Genomic DNA, 7,034 nt, shown 5'->3' with positions numbered 1-7,034 from the left:
TCTAGGGCAGGGTACGGCCAAACCGTCTGGGCGCTGGCGTTGCGCCCGTGTTCAGTTCTGCATGCCCCAGCGTTTGACGGTGCGGGCTTCCAGCGTGCGGAATACTAGGTTCTCTACCAGCAGGCCGATGATGATCACCGTCAGCAGGCCGGCAAAGACTTCGGGAATCTGCAGTTGATTCTTGTTTTCGTAGATGTACCAGCCCAGGCCGCCCTGGCCGGAGCTGACGCCAAACACCAGTTCCGATGCGATCAACGTGCGCCATGCGAAGGCCCAGCCGATCTTCAGGCCGGTGAGGATGGACGGGAACGCGGCCGGGATCAGGATCTTGGTGAGGTATCCCATGCCGGAGAGCCCGTAGTTGCGGCCCACCATGCGCAGCGTGTTCGATACCGACAGGAAACCGGCATGCGTGTTGAGCGACACCGCCCACACTACCGAATGCACGATCACGAAGATCAGGCTGCCGTTGCCGAGCCCGAACCACACCAGCGCGATCGGCAGCAGGGCGATGGCGGGCAGCGGGTTGAACATGGCGGTGAGCGTTTCCAGGAAGTCCTGCCCGAGCCGGTTGCTGATGCCGAGCACGACCAGCGCGCAGGACAACGCCAAGCCGAGCGCGTAGCCTGCCAGCAGCGTTTGCATCGACGTGCCGATACGAGCGAACAGCGTGCCGCTGGCCAGCCCGGCCCACAGTGCCTGGGCGGTGTCGGAGAACGTCGGCATCAGCAGCGGGTTGTCGAGCCAGCGCGCCCCGCCTTCCCAGACGAGTGCGAGCACGACGAGGATGACGAGCTTGCGCAGCCATGCCTGTTCGTACAAACGCTCGGCCATGGAAAGCGGTTTTTCGACCACGCCGATACGCTCGAACGCCACGGGCGTGCTGTAGACGGGCGCGCGGTTGCTGATGTCGGGGGTGGCCGGCATGGAAAGGGTTTCAGTCTGCATGGGTTTCCTCCACTGCGCGGGCGAACAGCATGTCGTGGATCTCGGCTTCGAGCGCCTTGAAGCGCTCCGGGTCATCATCGCCGCGCGCGAGGCTCGGCAGCTCTGCGCGGACCTGGCCCGGATGCGGCGACAGGATCAGGATGCGGCTGCCGCAGCGGATCGCCTCCGGAATCGAGTGCGTGACGAACAGCACGGTGAAGCGCGTTTCGTCCCACAGCTGCAGCAGCTCGTCCTGCATCTTGCGGCGCGTGAGCGCGTCGAGCGCGGCGAACGGCTCATCCATCAGCAGCACGTCAGGCTCCATCGCCATGCCGCGCGCAATGGCCACGCGTTGCTTCATCCCGCCTGACAGCATGTGCGGGTGGTGGTCGGCAAACTTGGTGAGGTTGACCTTGTTGATGTAGTGCAGCGCGCGTTCTTCGGCTTCGCGCGCGCCCAGCTTGCCGGTGGAGAGCAGCGGGAACAGCACGTTCTCTTTCACCGTCTTCCACGGCAGGAGCTGGTCGAACTCCTGGAACACCATCATGCGATCCGGCCCCGGCTTGGTCACGGGTTGGCCCTTCAGGCGGATCTCGCCCTCGGTGGGCGTGAGGTAGCCGCCGATGGCCTTGAGCAATGTCGATTTACCGCAGCCCGACGGCCCGAGCAGGATGTAGCGCTCCCCGGGGTAGACCTGGAAGTCGACGCGGTAGGTGGCCGTCACCAGATGCTGGCGTGTCTTGTACTGCAGCGTGACGCCGCGCACGTCCAGCAGCGGCGGCGCGGTCGGTGAGTTGGCCTGCATGATGTTGTCTCCTGTGTGTGTTTTTGTCGGATTGGGTTGCGGCGTATGCGGCGCTACCGGATATCCACGTGGTACCGGAAGTGCGCCGCCGCGCCGCGCGAGCGCCGCCATTCGAGCGGTACCCGGTCGTAGCCCCGCGCAACGCGTTCGATGACCATCACCGGATCGCCGGCCTGGATGCGCAACAGCCGCGCATACGTTGCGTTGACGGCCTCGGCGGTGAGCGTTTCCTCAGCGCTGGCAATGATCTGCCCGCAGTGCGATTCGTACAGCGGATACAGCAGGTCGCCAAACGCGTCCAGTTCGAGCGTGGCGAGCGGTGCAAAACGGTCGTAAGGCAACCAGATCTCTTCGGCCAGCATCGGCGCGCCATCCAGCAAGCGAAGCCGGGTCAGGCGAATGACCGGTGAGCCCGTTTCGATCTGCAGGCCCGCAGCCGGTGCAGACGGCGCATCGAGCACATCGCGTTTGAGGATGCGGCTCTCAGGAATGCGCCGTTCGCCGCTTTCGCTCTGGAAGCGGAAGAACCGGAACAAGGAGCTGGCAAAGCTGGCGCGCCGCACGAAGGTGCCGCGGCCCTGGAAGCGTTCGAGCAGCCCTTCGGTCACCAACACGTCGACGGCTTTGCGGACCGTGCCGACCGCCACGTTGTACGTCTTGGCAAGCTCGGCTTCAGTCGGGATGGCGTCGCCCGGGCGCCAGTGCTGCTGGGCGATCTGCGCGGCCAGATCGTCGCGCAATTGCTGGTAGCGGGGCAGGCGGAGATCGGCGGGCATGGGGTATCGAAAGTGGTCAACTATTCATCTATATGATTTGTCATTGTAGGGAGATTGAGGGCGGTGGGCATTACAGGAAAACCCGCAGGGCCCGGTCTGCTCGACACGGGCCCTGCGGGTTTTGGTGGAACTGCTTGGGTCAAGGATTAACGCGTGGCCCGAACAGAAGCCGGCAGCGGCTCAGTCTGTTGTGCCTTCGGACGGCGCAGCAACCGCAGCGCATACCAGGCCAGCACAAGCGCACCGATGGCGAACACGATGTCACCGGGCACGCGCAGCCAGACCAGCGTTTCCATCACCTTCGAGTGCACGACTTCCGGCGAGCGGGCGTACCACATGCCCTTGGTGACGCTGGCCCAGGCCTGGTAGATACCGGCCGGCAGCAGCGACATGAACACCATCATGGCCAGGCCGATGTTCAGGCCCCAGAACGCGGGCTTGAGCAGGCGGTCGGCATGCAGGCTGCGCGCATACAGGCCGCGCAGGCAGAACAGCATCAGGCCGATACCGAGCATGCCGTACACCCCGAACAGTGCGGCGTGCCCGTGGGCGGCGTCATGTTCAGACCTTGCACGTAGTACAGCGAAGCCGGCGGGTTGATGGCGAAGCCGAGCAGGCCGGCGCCGACGGTGTTCCAGAAGCCCACGGCCACGAAGCACAGCACGGGCCACTTGTAGGCATTGAGCCATGGCGTGCCTTGCGTGCGGCGATAGTTCTGCAGCGCTTCGAGCCCGATCAGCGTGAGCGGCACCACTTCCAGCGCAGAGAACACGGCACCCACCGAGATGATCGAGGTCGGTGTCCCCGTGAAGTACAGGTGGTGGAGCGTGCCCAGGATGCCGCCAAACAGGAACACGATCGTCTCGGCCACGATGGCGCGGTTGGCGCTGCTGGCGCGAATCAGGCCCAGGCGCGTGAAGATGAGCGCGATGACGGCGGTGGCGAACACTTCAAAGAAGCCTTCGACCCACAGGTGGACGAGCCACCAGCGCCAGTACTCGATCATCGAATAGTGCGTGTGTTGGCCCCACACCAGCGACGTCGAATAGAACCCGCCGATGCACGTGGCCGACAGGAACACCATGGCGATCAGCCCGCGCGATTCCGACGGTGTCTTCAGTGCCGGCCACAGCGCCCGGCCCAGCAGCACGACCCAGAACAGCAGGCCGACGAACAGCAAGATTTGCCACACGCGGCCCATGCTGGTGTATTCCAGCCCCTGGTTGCCGACCCAGAAGCCGAAGTCCGCACCGCGATGTTGCAGCGTGCCGAGCCAGCCGGTGGCGATGGAGCCCACCACGATAAAGATCAGCGCCCAGAACAGCAGGTCAACGCCAAGCTTCTGGAACTTCGGTTCACGCCCCGACAGCAGCGGCGCAATGTACAGGCCCGTAGCGAGCCACGCCGTGGCAATCCACAGCACGCCGAGTTGCGTATGCACGGTCCGGCTGATCACGTACGGCAGCACCTGTGCCAGCGGAATCCCGAAGAACGATTCACCCTCCACCGCATAGTGCGCGGTGATGGCGCCCATGCCGATCTGTACCAGCATCAGGCCGATCACGGCAAAGAAGTACTTGCGCGTGGCCTTCATCGACGGTGTGGCAACCACGTTGAGGAACGGATCGGCCGGCAGCGGCGCAGCCTCTTCTTCGTGCTTGCTGCTGCCGTGCAGCCACAGCATGGCGGCAATACCGCCCAGCAGCAGCACGATGCTGACCATCGACCACATGGCGGCGCCGCCGGTCATGGTGTTGCCCACGAGCGGTTCATGCGGCCAGTTGCTCGTGTACGAGATGTCGGTCTCGCCCGGGCGTCCGCTGCGGCGGCCCACGATGTCCAGAAGAAGAATGCCGCCAGGGCTTCGCGGTCGGCCGCTTCCGGCAGCACCCCGGTGGCCATGGCGTATTGGTCGCGCAGCGTTGCCAGCGACGGATCGGTGCCGAACAGCGCCTCGAAGTGCTGCGCCACACCACGGATGGCCTCTGCGCGCTCACGCGATACGGTCAGGATGTCGTGATTGGCGTCGTACGTGTTGCGGCGCATTTCCTCCTTCACGCTGGCGTCGACGGCGGCTTGCTGCACGGTCGTCAGCGGCGCGTCGGTATCGAACTGCTGACGCGCGCGGATGGCTTGCAGCGCCGTGGCTTCCCGGTGCAGCCAATCGGCAGACCAATCAGGCGCAACGTAGCTGCCGTGGCCCCAGACGGTGCCGAGCTGCTGGCCCCCGGCTGCCAGCCAAGCCTCTTGCCCGCGCTGGATTTGTTCGCCGGTAAAGAGCACCTCGCCCACAGAGGTGACGACGGCATGCGGAATCGGCGGCGCTGCCAGATAGATCTGCCGGCCCAGATAGCCCAATGCCCCGAACGACAGGATGAAGATCAGGCCGAGCCACCGCCACAGCCTTTGGTTGTTTTTCATGACAAGGTTCCTTGCAGGATGCAATCGGAAATTCAGGCGCCACCACCGCAACCGCCGCAGCAGTGGCCGGCGCTGGCGGCAGACGCCACCTTGGTGATGGCAACGCGCCACGTGGCGGGGCCGCGCTCAAGGTAGTCCCAGGAAAACTGGCCCGGGCGCTGCACTTGAAACTGCGACTGCAGCGGGCGCGGATCGTGATCGTTGATCAGCTCCAGGCTCTGGCCGATGCCGAGTTCCCCGAAGGCGGAGAAGATTAGCGGATGGCGCTCGCGCGGCGCCAGCACGCGGAGGTCGAGCTGGATGGTGGAGGCGGACTGTGTCATGGGGATGCCCTCTGTGGGTGTCGCATCAAAAAGATGCATTAAGGATGCAACTATATTAGTGGCCGGAATCTCCGGCGTTATTGATGTACGTCAGATGCTTGTTTTATGGGTATCTTGATGCGGCGAATCGCGCCACGACTGGGGTTGCCCGCTATACGGCGTGGCGGATGTGCTGGTTTGGGCCGTTTTTCGTTTGCGCTGTATCAAAGCCCTACTGGCTGTCGGGGCCTAACGTGGAGCGGACGACACCAGACCGATATACGGGGGAAAAAATGAGCCGTCTTCACACCGTCCGCAGCCTCATGCGCGCGGGCCTGATTTCTGTGGTGATGGGCGCACTGCTTGCGGGCACTGCGGCCCGCGCCGCCAGCGCCAAATTGCCGGGCGACTTCGGGCCGCCACGCGGCGAGCCGATCCACGCCGTCCTGACAAGTCCGCCGCTTGTGCCGCCGCCGGTCAACCGGAACTATCCGGCCAAGGTCATCGTGGAACTGGAAGTGGTCGAGAAGGAAATGCAGATCTCCGAAGGGGTCAGCTACACCTTCTGGACGTTCGGGGGCACCGTTCCCGGCAGCTTCATCCGCGTACGCCAGGGCGACACGGTGGAGTTCCACCTCAAGAACCACCCGAGCAGCAAGATGCCGCACAACATCGACCTGCACGGCGTGACCGGGCCGGGCGGCGGCGCAGCATCGAGCTTCACCGCACCGGGCCATGAGTCGCAATTCACCTTCAAGGCGCTCAACGAGGGCATCTACGTCTACCACTGCGCCACCGCGCCCGTGGGTATGCATATCGCCAACGGCATGTACGGCCTGATCCTCGTCGAGCCGCCCGAAGGCTTGCCCAAGGTGGATCACGAGTACTACGTCATGCAGGGCGATTTCTACACGGCCGGCAAGTACCGCGAGAAGGGCCTTCAGCCGTTCGACATGGAAAAGGCCATTGATGAACGTCCGAGCTACGTGCTCTTCAACGGTGCGGAAGGTGCACTCACCGGTGACAAGGCGCTGCATGCCAAGGTGGGCGAAACGGTGCGCATCTTCGTGGGCAATGGCGGGCCGAACCTAGTCTCCAGCTTCCATGTGATTGGCGCCATCTTCGACCAGGTGCGCTACGAGGGCGGCACCAACGTGCAGAAGAACGTGCAGACCACGTTGATCCCGGCAGGCGGCGCGGCGGTTGTGAAGTTCACCGCGCGCGTGCCTGGCAGCTACGTGCTGGTCGACCACTCGATCTTCCGTGCCTTCAACAAGGGTGCGCTGGCCATCCTCAAGATCGATGGGCCGGAGAACAAGCAGGTCTATTCCGGCAAGGAGCTGGATTCTGTGTACCTGGGCGATCGCGCGGCTCCCAACATGAGCGCCGTCACCAAGGCAACCCAGGCATCCGTGAGCGGCACGCTGACCGTGCAGGATCAGGTGCAGGCTGGCCGCGCGCTGTTTGCGGGTACCTGCTCGGTGTGCCACCAGGGTAATGGCGCCGGGTTGCCGGGCGTGTTCCCGCCGCTGGCCAAGTCCGATTTTCTGGCAGCAGACCCGAAGCGTGCGATGAACATCGTGCTGCACGGCCTGAACGGCAAGATCAAGGTCAACGGGCAGGAATACGACTCCGTCATGCCGCCGATGACGCAGCTCAATGACGACGAGGTCGCCAACATCCTGACCTACGTGCTCAACAGCTGGGACAACCCCGGCGGCCGCGTGAGCGCAGACGAAGTCAAGAAGGTGCGTGCCCAGCCGGCGCCTGCCAAGCCGCGGCCGAGCATTGAGCGGACCCGCA

4 protein-coding genes and 2 pseudogenes are annotated in these 7,034 nt (G+C 64.3%); 1 reads left to right on the top strand and 5 read right to left on the bottom strand.

Annotated elements, in window-relative coordinates; genetic code table 11:
- Positions 1 to 51: 51 nt before the first annotated feature.
- The 5 genes and pseudogenes from FUT88_RS07160 to FUT88_RS07140 all read right to left on the bottom strand — a co-directional run bounded on the left by FUT88_RS07160 (position 52) and on the right by FUT88_RS07140 (position 5,252).
- A complete protein-coding gene (locus tag FUT88_RS07160) occupies positions 52 to 948 on the bottom strand; it encodes an ABC transporter permease (RefSeq protein ID WP_147214392.1) in 897 nt (298 codons plus the stop codon).
- Positions 938 to 1,732 carry an ABC transporter ATP-binding protein gene (locus FUT88_RS07155; RefSeq protein ID WP_012430126.1) on the bottom strand — a complete coding sequence of 265 codons (795 nt, stop codon included), beginning with the start codon at positions 1,730 to 1,732 and terminating at the stop codon, positions 938 to 940. The genes FUT88_RS07160 and FUT88_RS07155 overlap by 11 nt, the downstream gene beginning before the upstream one ends.
- A gap of 53 nt (positions 1,733 to 1,785) precedes the next feature.
- The gene (locus tag FUT88_RS07150) at positions 1,786 to 2,508 is read right to left on the bottom strand and encodes a GntR family transcriptional regulator (protein ID WP_147214391.1); all 723 of its coding nucleotides are present in this window, start codon (positions 2,506 to 2,508) and stop codon (positions 1,786 to 1,788) included.
- Between the two features lie 146 nt (positions 2,509 to 2,654).
- Positions 2,655 to 4,929 (bottom strand): annotated as a pseudogene (locus FUT88_RS07145) (nitric-oxide reductase large subunit).
- Positions 4,930 to 4,961: 32 nt separating this feature from the next.
- Complete coding sequence (locus FUT88_RS07140; RefSeq protein WP_147214390.1) at positions 4,962 to 5,252, bottom strand: DUF2249 domain-containing protein; 291 nt, start codon at positions 5,250 to 5,252, stop codon at positions 4,962 to 4,964.
- 272 nt (positions 5,253 to 5,524) lie between these two features.
- Between FUT88_RS07140 and nirK the strand changes: the two are divergent.
- A pseudogene (gene nirK, locus FUT88_RS26405) lies at positions 5,525 to 7,003 on the top strand (copper-containing nitrite reductase); the annotation flags it as partial.
- Positions 7,004 to 7,034 lie beyond the last annotated feature (31 nt).

The sequence above is a fragment of the Ralstonia sp. TCR112 genome, from assembly GCF_007997035.1.
GTDB lineage: Bacteria > Pseudomonadota > Gammaproteobacteria > Burkholderiales > Burkholderiaceae > Ralstonia > Ralstonia edaphi.
This window is presented reverse-complemented; position numbering and strand designations above follow the sequence as displayed.